This window comes from Polynucleobacter sp. MWH-P3-07-1 (assembly GCF_018687555.1).
GTDB lineage: Bacteria > Pseudomonadota > Gammaproteobacteria > Burkholderiales > Burkholderiaceae > Polynucleobacter.
This window is the reverse complement of sequence record NZ_CP061296.1, coordinates 264,324-279,100: the sequence shown is the minus strand read 5'-3', so window position 1 is coordinate 279,100 and position 14,777 is coordinate 264,324. Positions and strand designations below refer to the sequence as shown.

The 14,777-nt window shown below is 48.3% G+C and carries 21 protein-coding genes; 13 read left to right on the top strand and 8 right to left on the bottom strand.

Features of this window, described 5'->3' with window-relative positions; all coding sequences use genetic code 11:
- Nucleotides 1-29 precede the first annotated feature (29 nt).
- Genes ICU98_RS01530 through ICU98_RS01520 form a run of 3 tightly spaced genes read right to left on the bottom strand, consistent with a single transcriptional unit; the run spans nt 30 to nt 1,134 of the window.
- Nucleotides 30-302, bottom strand: a complete 273-nt coding sequence (locus ICU98_RS01530) for a BrnA antitoxin family protein (protein WP_215272107.1) — start codon at nt 300-302, stop codon at nt 30-32.
- A complete protein-coding gene (locus ICU98_RS01525) occupies nt 286-588 on the bottom strand; it encodes a BrnT family toxin (RefSeq protein WP_215284412.1) in 303 nt (100 codons plus the stop codon). The genes ICU98_RS01530 and ICU98_RS01525 overlap by 17 nt, the downstream gene beginning before the upstream one ends.
- Nucleotides 589-648: 60 nt before the next feature.
- Nucleotides 649-1,134: a YajQ family cyclic di-GMP-binding protein gene (locus ICU98_RS01520; RefSeq protein WP_112208823.1), complete on the bottom strand. Its 486-nt coding sequence runs from the start codon at nt 1,132-1,134 to the stop codon at nt 649-651.
- Nucleotides 1,135-1,225: 91 nt separating this feature from the next.
- On the opposite strand from ICU98_RS01520, the gene murB reads away from it, so the two are divergent.
- Nucleotides 1,226-2,260 (top strand): UDP-N-acetylmuramate dehydrogenase, encoded by a 1,035-nt coding sequence (murB, locus tag ICU98_RS01515; protein ID WP_215352392.1) that lies wholly within the window; start codon nt 1,226-1,228, stop codon nt 2,258-2,260.
- 61 nt (nt 2,261-2,321) lie between these two features.
- Here the strand turns inward: murB and ICU98_RS01510 are convergent, their stop codons facing one another.
- From ICU98_RS01510 to xseA, 3 genes are all read right to left on the bottom strand, one after another.
- Nucleotides 2,322-2,645, bottom strand: a complete 324-nt coding sequence (locus ICU98_RS01510) for a HigA family addiction module antitoxin (protein WP_215352390.1) — start codon at nt 2,643-2,645, stop codon at nt 2,322-2,324.
- An 11-nt stretch (nt 2,646-2,656) separates the two neighbouring features.
- A complete protein-coding gene (locus ICU98_RS01505) occupies nt 2,657-2,935 on the bottom strand; it encodes a type II toxin-antitoxin system RelE/ParE family toxin (protein ID WP_215352389.1) in 279 nt (92 codons plus the stop codon).
- A gap of 75 nt (nt 2,936-3,010) precedes the next feature.
- Nucleotides 3,011-4,210 carry an exodeoxyribonuclease VII large subunit gene (gene xseA / locus ICU98_RS01500; RefSeq protein ID WP_215352388.1) on the bottom strand — a complete coding sequence of 400 codons (1,200 nt, stop codon included), beginning with the start codon at nt 4,208-4,210 and terminating at the stop codon, nt 3,011-3,013.
- Between the two features lie 314 nt (nt 4,211-4,524).
- Here xseA and ICU98_RS01495 point away from each other — a divergent pair, with 314 nt between their 5' ends.
- The 6 genes from ICU98_RS01495 to adk all read left to right on the top strand — a co-directional run bounded on the left by ICU98_RS01495 (nt 4,525) and on the right by adk (nt 8,454).
- Nucleotides 4,525-5,151, top strand: a complete 627-nt coding sequence (locus ICU98_RS01495; RefSeq protein ID WP_215352387.1) for a MotA/TolQ/ExbB proton channel family protein — start codon at nt 4,525-4,527, stop codon at nt 5,149-5,151.
- A gap of 6 nt (nt 5,152-5,157) precedes the next feature.
- Nucleotides 5,158-5,601 carry a biopolymer transporter ExbD gene (locus ICU98_RS01490; protein WP_215352386.1) on the top strand — a complete coding sequence of 148 codons (444 nt, stop codon included), beginning with the start codon at nt 5,158-5,160 and terminating at the stop codon, nt 5,599-5,601.
- A gap of 11 nt (nt 5,602-5,612) precedes the next feature.
- The gene (gene lpxK / locus ICU98_RS01485) at nt 5,613-6,701 is read left to right on the top strand and encodes a tetraacyldisaccharide 4'-kinase (protein ID WP_215352385.1); all 1,089 of its coding nucleotides are present in this window, start codon (nt 5,613-5,615) and stop codon (nt 6,699-6,701) included.
- Nucleotides 6,702-6,725: 24 nt separating this feature from the next.
- Nucleotides 6,726-6,905 carry a Trm112 family protein gene (locus tag ICU98_RS01480; RefSeq protein WP_215352383.1) on the top strand — a complete coding sequence of 60 codons (180 nt, stop codon included), beginning with the start codon at nt 6,726-6,728 and terminating at the stop codon, nt 6,903-6,905.
- Between the two features lie 24 nt (nt 6,906-6,929).
- The gene (kdsB, locus tag ICU98_RS01475; protein ID WP_215352381.1) at nt 6,930-7,688 is read left to right on the top strand and encodes a 3-deoxy-manno-octulosonate cytidylyltransferase; all 759 of its coding nucleotides are present in this window, start codon (nt 6,930-6,932) and stop codon (nt 7,686-7,688) included.
- 100 nt (nt 7,689-7,788) lie between these two features.
- On the top strand, nt 7,789-8,454 hold the full coding sequence (gene adk, locus ICU98_RS01470; protein ID WP_215352380.1) for an adenylate kinase: 666 nt from the start codon (nt 7,789-7,791) through the stop codon (nt 8,452-8,454).
- A gap of 5 nt (nt 8,455-8,459) precedes the next feature.
- Here adk and nrdR read toward each other — a convergent pair whose 3' ends face one another.
- Both nrdR and glyA read right to left on the bottom strand, forming a co-directional pair.
- Nucleotides 8,460-8,906 (bottom strand): transcriptional regulator NrdR, encoded by a 447-nt coding sequence (nrdR, locus tag ICU98_RS01465; protein ID WP_215334933.1) that lies wholly within the window; start codon nt 8,904-8,906, stop codon nt 8,460-8,462.
- 26 nt (nt 8,907-8,932) lie between these two features.
- A complete protein-coding gene (glyA, locus tag ICU98_RS01460) occupies nt 8,933-10,183 on the bottom strand; it encodes a serine hydroxymethyltransferase (RefSeq protein WP_215352378.1) in 1,251 nt (416 codons plus the stop codon).
- A 66-nt stretch (nt 10,184-10,249) separates the two neighbouring features.
- On the opposite strand from glyA, the gene tolQ reads away from it, so the two are divergent.
- The 6 genes from tolQ (at nt 10,250) to ybgF (ending at nt 14,776) form a co-directional block, all read left to right on the top strand.
- Complete coding sequence (gene tolQ, locus ICU98_RS01455; protein ID WP_215334929.1) at nt 10,250-10,906, top strand: protein TolQ; 657 nt, start codon at nt 10,250-10,252, stop codon at nt 10,904-10,906.
- A gap of 9 nt (nt 10,907-10,915) precedes the next feature.
- Nucleotides 10,916-11,335, top strand: coding sequence for a protein TolR (gene tolR, locus ICU98_RS01450; RefSeq protein WP_215334927.1), 420 nt, complete (start codon nt 10,916-10,918; stop codon nt 11,333-11,335).
- 15 nt (nt 11,336-11,350) lie between these two features.
- Complete coding sequence (locus ICU98_RS01445; protein WP_215352376.1) at nt 11,351-12,148, top strand: TonB family protein; 798 nt, start codon at nt 11,351-11,353, stop codon at nt 12,146-12,148.
- 3 nt (nt 12,149-12,151) lie between these two features.
- The gene (gene tolB, locus ICU98_RS01440) at nt 12,152-13,447 is read left to right on the top strand and encodes a Tol-Pal system beta propeller repeat protein TolB (protein ID WP_215352374.1); all 1,296 of its coding nucleotides are present in this window, start codon (nt 12,152-12,154) and stop codon (nt 13,445-13,447) included.
- A gap of 94 nt (nt 13,448-13,541) precedes the next feature.
- Nucleotides 13,542-14,045 carry a peptidoglycan-associated lipoprotein Pal gene (gene pal / locus ICU98_RS01435; protein WP_215352373.1) on the top strand — a complete coding sequence of 168 codons (504 nt, stop codon included), beginning with the start codon at nt 13,542-13,544 and terminating at the stop codon, nt 14,043-14,045.
- Nucleotides 14,045-14,776 carry a tol-pal system protein YbgF gene (ybgF, locus tag ICU98_RS01430; RefSeq protein WP_215352372.1) on the top strand — a complete coding sequence of 244 codons (732 nt, stop codon included), beginning with the start codon at nt 14,045-14,047 and terminating at the stop codon, nt 14,774-14,776. The genes pal and ybgF overlap by 1 nt, the downstream gene beginning before the upstream one ends.
- Nucleotide 14,777 lies beyond the last annotated feature (1 nt).

Below are 14,777 nucleotides of genomic sequence, written 5' to 3'. Positions count from 1 at the left end.
AACCTTAAAAAGCGGATTAACAACCTTCCTTATTTGGTTGCCTCTTCTAGTTTTTCAGCTAGCCAGATTTTCATAAGCGACTGATAAGGCACATCCATTTTATTTGCTTGTAATTTAATCCCCTCTAGAAAACTTTGAGATAAACGCAAAGAAATTGAGGCTGTCGTTGGCTTTAGATTGGGCATGACCACACGTACCGCTTTGGATAAATCAAAATATTCCGAAGCATCATTCTTTTCCCAGAATGCGCGCTCCTCTTTCTCGCTCTTAAATTGTGGAATTACTTTATTGGACTTTTTCATAAAATTCCTTCTCTTTCTTGCTCATCGGCCTTGCCGAATCCACACGGATCAAGCTGCTTTGAACCCTCAAGGTAAAAATTACCGATAACTGTTTACCGCCTGCAGTGATACCCAGAGCAAGAAACCGACTTTCCCCAATACTGTGTTTAGCATCATCCTGAATCAATAGCGGCTGATTAAAAAAGATCTCTTCAGCCTCCACCTGCGATACACCATGCTTATCCTTATTTTTATAAGCATTTCCTGCGTCCCACTGGAACCCTAATATTAGCTCAAAATCAATCATTTATGTATATTACTATAATATACATAACCCACCAAGTAAAGTGGTCAAACCTCCAATGCCTTAGTCACGGAAATTATTAAAGCCCAGAGGGGCCTCAGTGACTTCTTTGCGGAGCATTGTCATCACTTCTTGCAAATCATCGCGCTTCCCACCAGTGACGCGCACGGCATCCCCCTGAATACTCGCTTGCACTTTGATCTTGCTATCTTTAATGATGCGCACCACTTTTTTAGCCAAGTCGGAGGTAATTCCTTTTTGGATCTTCATAGTTTGTTTACGCTTATCGCCACCAATAGTCTCAGTCTTATCGTCTTTCAGATAACGCACATCGACGTTGCGCTTGGCCATCTTGCCCACCAGTACATCTCTGACCTGACCCAATTTAAAGTCATCGTCACCATAAAGAATCAAGGCCTCATCCTTTTGCTCGACTCGGCTATCAGAGCCTTTGAAGTCAAAGCGATTGGCAATTTCTTTATTGGACTGCTCAATCGCATTTTTGAGCTCAACCATGTCGGGTTCACAAACCACATCAAATGAGGGCATTTTTCACTCCTGTATAAATACTTTTAATTTGCACTTTTCAGCATTTTCTGGGATTTTTTCCCAAAAAGCCGAACACGAATAAGATTGTGGCATGAACTCAGCCTCAAAAGACCTAAGCCTCGCAAACTGCACGCCCAAGCTTGGGCTCAAGCAGCGCAACACCCTGGGGATAGAGTCTTACGCTGAGCAAGCAATGGTGATTTCGAAATCCGAGCAAATACCCTCGCTTTTGCAGAATATCAAAGCGCATGGTTTGCCTTGGCAAGTCTTGGGCGGTGGCAGCAATGTGGTGCTTCCAAGCGCATTACCTGGAGTCACCCTTCTTATCGATATTGCTGGCAAGGAAGTTATTTCTAGCGACGAGACAGAGACATTAATTCGAGTAGGTGCTGGTGAACCTTGGCACGATTTTGTACAGTGGACTCTTGCGCAAGGTTTTCCCGGAATGGAAAACCTTGCCCTTATTCCTGGGACAGTGGGTGCATCGCCGATTCAGAATATTGGCGCTTATGGTTCGGAAGTCGCTCACTTTATTGAGTGTGTTGAGGCCTTTGATACGCAGACGCAAAAATTTGTGACCCTGAACAAATCAGAATGTCAGTTTGCTTACCGTGACAGCCACTTTAAGCAACACCCTGGTCGCTTCATCATTACGCAGGTCATCTTCAAGCTTCCTAAAGTCTGGTCAGCCAAACTCAGTTATGCCGAACTAGCAAAACAGTTTGCTAATCAGACCCCCACTCCACAAGAAATTTTCAATGCCGTTTGCGCCATTCGCTCCAGTAAATTACCTGATCCCCAGGTCCTAGGCAACGCAGGCAGCTTTTTTCAGAATCCGATTGTGAGTGAACTGCAATACATCGAGCTTGCAAAGCAATATCCCGCAATAGTATCTTTTCCAGATGCAGCCGGTCAGCGCAAGCTTGCTGCAGGTTGGCTGATAGATCAATGCGGCTTCAAAGGCAAACGTTTAGGGCCTGTAGGGGTCTACGACAAGCAGGCTTTAGTCTTAGTGAACTATGGTGGCGGTAGCGCGCAAGATATTCTTGGTCTAGCAAAACAGATTCAAGATAAGGTATATGAAACCTTTGGCGTGCAGTTACAGATTGAGCCAAATATCCTTTAAAAATTTTGACCAGAATGGTTTTGAGGATAAATCGAGTCTAAAGAGAGACTATGTCCATGGACTAAGCGGCTGCCAATAGGGGCTTTATTGCCGTAGGCGCAATTGCTGGGTTATTTTTGAATTTTTGCTCCACTTCCCAGAGATCCACTGCTTCTTGCATATGAAGCCAACTTTCTGGTGTACCGCCAATCACCTTTGCAATTCTCACTGCCATCTCGGCACTCACACCCCGCTTTTCAAGCAAAATTTCAGAGACCGTCAAGCGACTAACACCTAGGTGTTCAGCAAAAACAGATTGGGTAATGTCTAGCTGCGGCAAGATATCCTCACGCAAAATAGCGCCAGGATGTGTAGGTCTGCGGTTTGGATTTCTTAAACTTCTCATTATTTTCTTCATTAGTGATAATCCTCTAAATCAACATCTATCACGTTATCGCCATCAAACTTAAAGGTCAATCGCCAATTTCCAGATATCGACACGGCATAAACATTTTTTTTCTTACCGCTTAATCGATGAAACTTATAGCCAGGGATATCCATATCTTCAGGGCAAATGGCTGAATCCAATCTATCTAACATTCTCTCCAATCTAGCTGCGGACTGAGCGGGAATGGCTTTATAGCTTCCCCTTTTAAAAAATCCTTCCAAGCCTTTGTGGCTAAACGAACTGATCATACTGACCCTTTTTTAACATTGTAATGTAATTAATTACAATGTCAACATAACCATTACAATGCAAAGGTTCAAGATTCAAGTGTTAATTTTTTCAAACTGCACTTGCGCGACACCTTCTGCCAGGCGCACTTCAAATGGCTGCTGCGTATTTAAGTCTTTAGGTTTGCGAATCGCTTGCATTTCGGGATTCAGAATCACGGCATAGCCCCGCTCTAGGGTGCGCTGTGGGTTGAGCATCTCTAGTTGTAACTGATAGTGATTTTGATTGCGCTTGAAGTTATCTATTTGCACTGACCACGCTTGTTGCAAACGGGTTTGCCAAGAAGTGATTTGCTCGCGCATCCGATCCGGGTTTGGAAGAGCGTGAGCAAGGCGTAGCGCCAATTGATCTAAGGTTTGGGCTTCCCGCTCAACGCGCTGCATTAGGCGCTGATAGAGTGCTTGCTCAATTGCTTCGAGTTCTTGTAGCAACTGATCTTTACGTGGGGCCGACAGCTCCGCTGCGCCTGTTGGTGTGGGCGCCCTGAGATCAGCTACAAAGTCGGCAATGGTGACATCGGTTTCATGACCAACACCGCTGACGATCGGTATTACAGAGTCCGCAATCGCATAGGCAAGCTGCTCATCATTGAATGCCCAAAGGTCTTCGATGCTGCCACCACCGCGTACCAACAAAATGACATCAACCGCTGCTTCTTGATTGGTATTCTGGATTGCAGCAATAATGCCCGCGGGTGCATCGGGACCTTGCACGAGTGTGGGGTAAATCACAATCGGAATATGCGGGCTTCTTCTTTGAAGTGTGCTCAGTACATCTTTGAGTGCAGCGGCTTGTGGTGAGGTAATAATGCCAATCGCACGCGGGTGGCTTGGAATTGCTCGTTTGCGCTCTTGATCAAATAAACCTGCTTTAGCGAGTTTGGCTTTGAGTTTCAAAAAAGCTTCATAGAGTCCACCCATGCCAGCTTTGCGTAAGCTTTGAATGGTGAGCTGCACATCACCACGAGGTACGTACATTCCTAAACTGGCGCTGACTTCAACTAAATCCCCTGATTGAGGCATAAAGCCCACTTGACCATTGCGACCACGAAACATCACGCAACGAATTTGCCCTTCTTCGTCTTTTAGTGAGAAATACCAGTGCCCGCTGTCATATGCTTTGAAGTTGGAAATCTCCCCGCTAACCAAGACGGTATCGAACTGGGCCTCTAGCGAGCTCGCAATGGCGCGGTTCAGATCGCCAACCGATAGGACTTCCCTTGATATTTCCGACATTTTTTCTCGCTATTTCTGAAACCATGAGGCTTTACAGGCCATAAACTATCCACAGCACAATACTAGAGCCAATAGGCAAAGTCCGATGTAAGTAATCGCTGACCCAGAGCGTCTCATTATTCCAACAGTTAATCTGTAAGTAATTGATTTATATGTTCTTTTTATTCAAGCAAAAATCGGGCTCAAATCGGTAAAAACCCCAAAGCCAAGACCGACTCTTGACCTAGATCAAGGCTCTAGAAAAGTTTTGCACAGAGTTATCCACAGGACAGCTTTCAGAAAGGGGCAAGACAATTGGGCTAAAGTACCAGTCTATGTACACCATCTTACTTACGGCTGGCTGGCCGATCTGGCCTCTACTCATCATCTCCATTATCGGGCTTGCCATTGTCATTGAGCGCACCTGGTATTTGCGCAAAATCCAAGTTTTCCCCTCAGGATCGCTTGAAATCGCCTTTACCCTTGCAAGCCAGCTAGAAAGCGGCAAAACTGTCCCCACCTCCGAAATAGATCGCCTGGCTCGGCTTTCACCAGCAATGCCACTCTTAGCAGGGGTTTTACAAGAGAAAATCTCTGGCGCATCCAATGAGGCAGCCTTAGAAGAATTGCAAGCCATTGCGCAAGCGACCTGGCACAAGCTTGAGCGTTATCTTGGGGCCTTGGCTACGATTGCGACCGTTGCACCGCTCTTGGGACTTTTTGGCACCGTGGTTGGCATGATTGAGATCTTCGGCAGCCAAGGTGCAATTAATGGTGGCGCAGCGAGCCCGCAACAACTTGCACATGGCATCTCAGTTGCGCTCTACAACACAGCATTTGGACTACTGATTGCGATTCCTGCACTAGCAGCCTGGCGCGGTCTACGAGCAATGGCGAACCAACGCCAACGCGAGTGCGAAGAATTTACCCGCCAGTTATTTAAAAAACTGTTTCCAGCTTAAGACTACATGGGCTGGCTCTCAAACCCTTCTTCTCAGCAACGGGGATTTTCCTTAGGGGGGAGCACGCCAAGCCCCGAACCGGAGATCAATCTCATTCCTTTTATTGATGTGCTCTTGGTAGTACTGATTTTTTTGATGATCTCAACAACCTTTACGCACTATCAGGAACTGGCCATCACCCTACCGACTGCGAGCGTTAGTGACAATGCCCCTGAGGTGAAGCAAATTCATGTGGCGGTGAGTAGCGACGGACGATTTGCCATTAATGGCCGAGTGACTGAGCGCAGTCAGCTAGCCAGCGCTCTCAATCAGAACAGTCCCAATAAAGAGGTGCAAGTCAGTATCGACGCAGATGCTAGAGCTCCTCATCAAGCCGTCATGAGCGCACTCGAAGCGGCAAGAGATGCTAATCTGTCGAATATTATCTTTAGCACTCAAACCAAAAAGTAAATCGATTGCGCATGCCTAAATTATTCAGTAAGGCTCCGACCTTCTGGGAGCGTCGCGGTCCCACCAGTCTCTTGCTCTGGCCTTTATCTTTGGTATTTGGTCAGCTCTTGCGGGCTCGCAAGCTATTCAATGAGCTCGACCTGAGTAATAAAAAAACAGCTCGTGTGCCCATCATCATTGTGGGCAATATTCGGGTTGGCGGCACTGGTAAAACTCCCATCGTCATCTCACTGGCTGAGCGCTTAGCAGCCCTTGGTTGGCACCCCGGCATCATTAGCCGTGGTTATGGTGCAAAAACACAAGCCGCCCCTCTACTCGTGACTAGCGATTCGGATCCAAGCGTCGTGGGTGATGAACCTGTCCTAATTGCACAGCGAACCAAGAACCAATTTCCGCTCTATGTTTTTCCCAAGCGCAAGCACAGTATTGCTGTGTTGCTGCAAGAACACCCTGAAGTGGACGTGATCATCAGTGATGATGGTCTGCAGCACACGGACTTAGTGCGCTGGCCCTCACGTGAAGGCGGTCGTGACGTGGAGTTTGTGGTACGCGATCAACGTGGCGAAGGGAATGGCTTCCTTTTACCCGCAGGACCTTTACGTGAACCTGTGACACGCGAGCGTGATGCTACCCTCATGATGGGGAGCCCATCAGCGCTCAGCGCTAAAGCCGATGAGTATTTCTTGGGTCGCCGCGCCTTTACCCTGCGACCACACTTTGGCAGACCTTATCAACTCAATCATCCGGAAGCCTATAAAACCTTGGATGACATCGCTCTTGCCTACTCCAAACAAGGTCGCACACGCATTACTGCCGTTGCAGCCATTGGCAATCCTAAGCGCTTCTTTGGTGATCTGGAAAAGCATGGTCTCAAGATCAAAGGGATTGGCCTACCTGATCACAGTAGCTTTACTCCAGAGTTCTTCCAAGGGATCGATGCGGATTGCATTCTGATTACCGAAAAAGACGCCGTAAAATGTAAAGGTATTAACGATGCTCGCATTTGGGTAATCCCCATGCATCTCAATATTCCAGAGGGTTTACTGGAGTGGTTGCAAACCATTTTGCATAGACCTGATCCTAACCGCTACACTTTGTAATCTGCCTGTTCACTCAAGATCGCCATGGATAAACGTCTGCTCGAAATTTTGGTTTGCCCTCTCTGCAAAAGCACGCTTACTCTCAACCCTGAAAAGCGTGAGCTCATCTGTAAAGCGGATCGCTTGGCTTATCCGATCCGAGAAGATATTCCGGTCATGATCATTGATGAGGCCCGCACTCTTGCGGCCGATGAAGTGATCTAAGTCATCACTTTCGAATCTATTACCTTGACCTCCGCAAGCGCCCCTGAATTTTTGGTCGTCATTCCGGCAAGACTGGGATCCACTCGCTTACCTCGTAAGCCTTTAGCAGACATTGGTGGTAAGCCGATGGTGGTGCGTGTTGCCGAGCGTGCTAAACAGTCCCTTGCCAAGCAAGTGGTGGTGGCTACTGACTCTGCAGAAATTCTTGCGGCATGTCAGGCCCATCAGATTGAATGCATTTTGACGCGGGATGATCACGCTACGGGCACTGATCGCATTGCGGAAGTAGCCCATCTACTCAAACTACCAGAACAGACCTTGGTCGTTAACGTACAAGGTGATGAACCTGCAATTCCAGCAGAGCTGATTAATCAAGTAGCACTCACCCTTGCCAGCAATCCAGATTGCGCCATCTCCACGGTTGCAGTAGCGATTAGTGACCCTCAAGAGATCGCCAACCCCAATGTGGTGAAGGTGGTCCTCAATCGTAGTAATCACGCCCTGTACTTCTCCAGAGCGGCGATTCCATTTGTGCGTGATCCTGATGCCAGTTCGCAAGAGGGTAGCGGGTATCTTCGCCATATTGGCATTTATGCTTATCGTGCAGCGTTTTTGCATGCTTATGCCCGACTCAAGCCGGCCCCAGCCGAGCAAGCTGAGGCGCTAGAGCAACTGCGCGCCCTTTGGTATGGCTATCAGATCGCCGTGTACATCGCTCCAGAGACCCCACCGGCCGGAGTGGACACCCCTGAAGACCTAGAGCGAATCCGCCAAGCCTTTTAAACGGCTAATTCCCATTTTTTTCGGGGATAATCCTAATCAGAAGTGATAAATGATCCCGAAAAAATACGGGACAATGCAACTCTACTAAGGGGAAAACACAATGCGCTTAATTCTGCTCGGAGCACCAGGTGCTGGCAAAGGAACTCAAGCACAATTTATTTGCAAGCAATTTGGGATTCCACAAATCTCAACTGGGGATATGCTGCGCGCAGCCGTTAAAGCCGGTACCGAGCTAGGCATTGCCGCTAAGAAAATTATGGATGCCGGTGGCCTGGTATCAGACGACATCATTATTGGTTTAGTGAAAGATCGCCTGACCCAAGCCGATTGCGCTAAAGGCTATCTGTTTGATGGCTTTCCAAGAACAATTCCCCAAGCTCAAGCGATGAAAGACGCAGGCGTTCCCATTGATTTCGTCTTAGAGATCGATGTTCCGTTTGACGCCATCATCGATCGCATGAGCGGTCGTCGCGTTCATCCTGCTTCAGGCAGAACGTATCACATCAAATACAACCCGCCTAAAGTGGCAGGCATTGATGATGTCACCGGTGAGCCCTTGATTCAGCGCGATGATGACAAAGAAGAAACGGTACGCAAACGTTTGCAGGTTTATAACGACCAGACCCGTCCTTTAGTCGAGTACTACTCTACTTGGGCTCAGCAAAGCCATGCCAGCGACAAAGTGAAGGCGCCCGCCTATCGCAAGGTCAATGGTACCGGTGATGTTGAGGCGATTACTGCAGCGATTTTTGCTGAACTGAAGTAAGCGCTTTACTTCAGTTCTTTGAGCGCGCTCTCAAAGGACTCAATATCCGCAAAGCTGCGATAGACTGAAGCAAAGCGGATGTAAGCCACCTTGTCTAAGCGCTTCAGCTCGCGCATGACCAACTCTCCCACCCGCTCGCTGGGGATTTCTTTTTCACCAAGGCTTAAGAGCTTTTCTTCAATACGCGTAATCGCCTCTTCAACTGAATCAGATGAAACGGGACGCTTGCGCAGTGCCAACTTAATCGAGCTCACTAATTTGTCGTGGTTGTAGTCAACCCGGCTACCGTTTTTCTTGACGATGGCTGGCAGAGCTAATTCCACTCGCTCATAGGTTGTAAAGCGCTTATCGCACTTGGCGCAGCGACGGCGCCGACGGTTGGTGTCGCCCTCATCCGATACCCGGGTATCCATCACCTGGGTATCGTCGTTATGGCAAAAAGGGCAGCGCAAGAATGTTCTCTGTTAACTAAGTCGTCTTAGCTTGCGCTATACACCGGGAAACGCTTGGTCAACTCGGTGACCTTAGCGCGCACCTGCGCAATATTGTCCGCATCATGCGGATTGTCCAGAACATCAGCGATGAGATAACCTACTTGCTTGGCTTCAGATTCTTTAAAGCCTCGGGTTGTCATTGCCGGTGAACCCAAACGAATACCGCTGGTCACCATTGGCTTTTCAGGATCGTTCGGAATCCCGTTCTTATTACAAGTGATGTGGGCTTCACCTAAGATGCGCTCCGCTTCTTTGCCCGTCATCTTCTTAGCCCGCAGATCCACCAACATCACATGCGATTCTGTCCGGCCAGAGACAATGCGCAGTCCGCGCTCAATCAAGGCTTCAGCCATCGCTTGGGCATTGGCAATCACTTGCTGCTGATAGTCCTTAAAGCTCGGCTCTAAAGCCTCTTTGAAAGCAGTAGCCTTACCGGCAATCACATGCATTAAAGGACCACCTTGCAAGCCTGGGAAGACTGCGGAATTAATCGCCTTCTCGTGCTCAGCCTTCATCAAAATGATGCCGCCACGAGGACCACGCAAACCCTTGTGAGTCGTTGAAGTCACGATATCGGCATGGGGTATGGGGTTGGGATACACACCAGCAGCAATCAGGCCAGCGTAGTGGGCCATATCGACCATAAAGATTGCGCCCACTTCCTTAGCAATTTTGGCAAAGCGCTCAAAATCAATCTTGAGAGAGTAAGCAGAAGCACCAGCAATAATGAGTTTAGGTTTGTGCTCGCGCGCCAAACGCTCCATTTGCTCGTAGTCAATCACTTCGTTTTTATCTAGACCGTAAGCAATGGGATTGAACCACTTGCCGCTCATATTTAAAGGCATACCATGGGTCAAATGTCCGCCTTCGGCCAAACTCATTCCCATGAAGGTATCGCCGGGCTTTAAAAAGGCTAAAAAGACTGCTTGGTTTGCTGAGGCGCCACAATGGGGTTGCACGTTTGCCGCTTCCGCGCCAAATAACTTTTTGACACGATCAATCGCCAACTGCTCCGCTACATCAACAAACTCACAACCGCCGTAATAACGCTTGCCGGGATAGCCTTCAGCATACTTATTAGTTAATTGGGAGCCTTGCGCCTGCATGACTGCTGGAGAGGTATAGTTCTCAGAAGCAATGAGCTCAATATGGTCTTCTTGACGGCGATTCTCATCGGTAATGGCGGCCCATAATTCGGGGTCGGTCTTAGCTAAGGTGTTTTGACGGTCAAACATGTTGATAATCCTGATGTAATTGGACTGCTTAAGTAAAATCTACCCCTACATCATACAAAATCCCCCATGAACCCTACTCAAGACCTCTCCTTTTTATCCCTCGTCCTCGATGCCAGCACACTAGTACAGCTCGTCATGCTCTTATTGCTTGGCATGTCAATCGCCTCTTGGACCATTATTTTCAAAAAAGGGGCCATTTTGGGTGGCGTTAGACGCGATACCGAGCGCTTTGAGCGTGACTTCTGGTCTGGCGGCGATCTCAATACCCTATTGGAAGCGGCTCAGCGTAATACACGCAGCGATGCTGTCCTTGAGCATATTTTCGAGGCAGGCATGCAGGAGTTTCTCAAGTTCAAAGAGATCGATGCTGCACGTCGCGCCATGAAGGCAACTTATCAGCGCGAGATGGATATGCTTGAAGCGAACCTTCCCTTCTTGGCATCCGTAGGTTCAGTGTCCCCTTACATTGGCTTGTTTGGCACCGTGTGGGGCATCATGCATGCGTTTCGGGGTTTAGCGAATGTGCAAAATGCAACCCTCTCTGCAGTTGCTCCTGGTATTGCTGAAGCTTTGGTAGCGACCGCGATTGGTTTATTTGCAGCGATTCCAGCGGTGATTGCCTACAACCGTTACGCCACTGATGTAGACCGCTTAGCGATTCGTTTTGAAACCTTCATTGAAGAGTTCACTAACATTTTGCAACGCCAAGTAGCGAGTCGCTAATTTCCACTCATGGCTAAATCTTCTTTTCGCACTAGTAAACGTCGGGCCATGTCCGACATCAATGTGGTTCCCTATATTGATGTGATGCTGGTCCTGCTCGTGATCTTTATGGTCACGGCACCCATGGTGAATCCCGGGATTGTCAATTTACCGACTGTCGGTGGCGCTAAGGTGCAAGCACTGCCTCCAGTCTTCCTCACGATTGATGCTGATGAAAATATCATCGTGCGCAAAGATGGTGAGTCAACCCAGACACTGAACAAAATGGAGTTAGGCAGCTTTGCTCGCAATCAAGCAGAACGCTCGCCCGATCAACCCCTGGTATTGGCTGCAGATAAATCCGTCAAATATGAAGTGGTGATGGATGTAATGTCGAAGCTCAAAGAAAATGGTGTCAAACGGGTTGGCCTAGCAGTCAAGAGCCAATAAGCCTCGCCCTTCATCATGAATAGCGCGCCACTTTCAAGCCAATCGTTTTCTCGCTATCGCTTTGGTAAAACTGAGAGCACTAAGCGGGCACTCACGTTTTCGCTGATTGCTCACTTGGGCTTGCTCGCCTTTCTGATGATTGGTATTCAGTGGCGTAGCTCGACTCCTGCAGGTGTCGAGGTCGAACTGTGGGACTCTGTGCCCCAAGTCGTCACACCACCTACGCCAGAGATCATAACCGAAGCCAAAGAAGAAGCGGCAGATATTGCGATCAAGAAAAAGAAGCTTGAAAAAGAGCCTCCTAAAAAAGAAGCTGTGAAGGAAGTGGTCAAACCGAAACCCACGCCCCCTCCAGAAAAACCGGTAGTGAAAAAAACTGAGCCTCCTAAAGTGGCTACCCCTTCTCCAGCGGAGGTCAAAGCCAATGCAGCAGCTGAAAAAGTGCGCGCCGATCAACTCGCCCGCTTACGGGCAGCTGCGGGTGCGGAGGGTGGTAGCGGTGGTAGCTCTGGCAGCGGTGTTGGCGGTGGCGGCAACGCTCCTCCGGGCTGGACAGACAAAGTCATTAAGAAAGTAAAACCCTTGATTGTGTTCAATGCGGAGTCAGTGAGCGGTAATCCGGCGGCCGTGATCAAGGTTGATTTGGCACCCGATGGCGCTATTCTGAGCACCAGTATCATCACCTCTAGTAGTAACGATGCTTGGGATCGTGCTGTGCTCTTGGCACTCTCGCGCGCCCAAAGCCTGCCGAAAGATGACAGTGGCAAAATTCCGCAACGCCAAGTGAAGTTGACATTTAAACCCAAGGATTAACACATGCTGCAGCTTGTCAAAAATTGGATCTCCTTATTGAGCATTGCCATCCTCAGTCTGGGTGTCTCTGCCAGCGCGTTCGCTCAAATGAATATCGAGATCACCGGTGTTGGTCAATCCTTGTATCCCATCGCAGTAATGCGCTTTCAAGATGAAAATAAATTACCCACTAGCGTTACTGAAATCGTTCGCCAGGATTTACTCCGCAGTGGTTACTTTAAAAATACCGAGAACGGCAATGCCACCGAGAATCCCTCCGGGACACCGAACTACAAATCTTGGGCAGCGCGTGGCGCTGATGCATTAGTCCTGGGCTCGGTTGTGCAAAGTGGCCCAACTCAGTTTGAGATTCATTACAAATTATTTGATATTCGCAAGAGCCAAGCTTTGGGCGGCTTGGATATTAACTCCAGCGCAGATAATCTGCGTGCTGCCGCTCACAAAATTGCCGATGACATTGTTTATAAATTACTGGGTGAACGTGGCATCTTCTCAACCAGATTGTCCTATGTAATTAAAGACGGCAAGCGCTATCGCTTGGTGATTTCCGATGCGGATGGTCAAAATATTCGCAATGCACTCAATAGTGCTGACCCCATTATTTCTCCATCCTGGTCACCAGATGGCAAGAAAGTGGCCTACGTGTCTTTTGAAGATCGCAAACCGGTGATTTATGTTCATGAGCTTGCGACTGGTAAACGGATCATGCTCTCCAATCAAAAGGGGAATAACAGCGCCCCTGCATGGACGCCCGATGGTAAGCAGTTAGCCATCTCACTCTCCAAAGATGGCAATACCCAAATCTACGGCATCAATAGTGATGGGACAGGTTTGCATCGTCTGAGTCGCGGTTACACAATTGATACCGAGCCGCAGTATTCGCCGGACGGACGTTATATTTATTTCACGAGTGATCGAGGCGGCAGTCCTCAGATCTATCGGATGAGCGCTGAAGGCGAACAAGTTGAAGGCGCTAAACGCATTAGCTACAAGCAAGGCTTTGTGACCTCTCCTCGCATTTCTCCAGACGGAAAATATTTAGCCTATATCGCCAACATTGGTGGGGCATATCGACTCTATATCGTCAATTTGGCAACGGGGGATAGTCAAGCGCTGACTGACGGCACAAGTGATGAGTCTCCCTCCTTCGCTGCCAATGGTCGCTATATCATTTACTCCACCAAGGTGAATGGCAAGCGCGTCTTGGCTGCAGTGTCAGTAGACGGCAACTCTAAGCAGGTTCTCACCATTCCAGGATCGGATGTACGTCAGCCATCCTGGGGCCCATTTATGGACTAGCCCCAACGCTTTCGGGGGCTATTGCGGGCTGCAATTCCCCTTTTTAGGCGCATAATATGGGGTATTAGCTTATTTGTAGGAAAAGGAAATCCCCATGACAATCTCAATTACACGTCGTTTTACGACTTCACTGCTATTCGGTTTAGCCGCTCTATCAGCCACTTTTTTGGTAGGCTGCTCCAGCGTTAAGTTAGATGATGTCGATGGTGGCTCAAGCAATGGAAACTTCAGCTCACAGCCTTGGAATGATCCTAAGAGCCCATTATTTGAGAAAAGTGTTTACTTTGGCTTTGACGAATATACCGTCCAGACCAAATACCAAAACATGCTCTCCGCTCACGCTGGATACCTCAAAGCGCACCCACAACAGAAAATCATCATTCAAGGTAATACCGATGATCGCGGTACTGCAGAATACAACTTGGCGCTAGGTCAACGTCGCTCTGACGCCGTTCGCAAAGCCTTAGCGCTCATGGGTGTTCCTGATGCCCAGATGGAAGCAGTGAGTTTTGGTAAAGAGAAACCGAAAGCTGAAGGCGATACTGAATCCGCTTGGGCAGAAAACCGCCGCGCTGACATTGTTTATATCAGCAACTAATGATGAAGTTGCATAAGCCCTTCAAACAAACGCTCTTACGAGCGTTTTGTTTAAGTAGTGCCGTCATTTGTTTGACTGTCTCTTCTAGTGCTTGGGCACTCTTCTCCGATGATGAAGCGCGTAAGGCGATTTTGGATTTACGCAAATCACTCGCAACTACACAACTCGATTTACAAGAGCAAATTGAAAAGCTCAAAGCCGATAATGCTGAGCTGCGTGGCAAAGTGGAAGAGCTTGAGAAGCAGGCTGAAGATATCGGCAATAGTCAGAAGACCTATTACCAAGATTTAGATAATCGCCTTGGTAATTTTGAGCCCCGCTCAACCACCATTGAGGGCGTTACTGGTACCGTTCAACCAGGTGAGAAAAAAGCTTACGACGAGTCTCTCAAAGCCTTTCAGGCGGGCAACCTCAAAAAGGCAGATGATGGTTTTTCAGCCTTTATTCGCAAATATCCTAGCAGCCCCTATTTGCCACTAGCGCTCTATTGGGGTGCAAATAGCAAATACGCTAACAAGGATTACGCTGGTGCAACTGCTCAACTCCAAACCTTGATTAAAAAATATCCCAAGCACCCTCGTATCCCAGCAGCGATGCTGACCCTAGGCAACTGTCAGCTTGAGAGTGGCAATAAAGCTACTGCCAAGAAAACCTTCAGCGACATCATTGCTTCGTATCCCGATACGGATGCAGCCAAAGATGCGCAACAGTTATTAAGCGCCACTAAGTAAT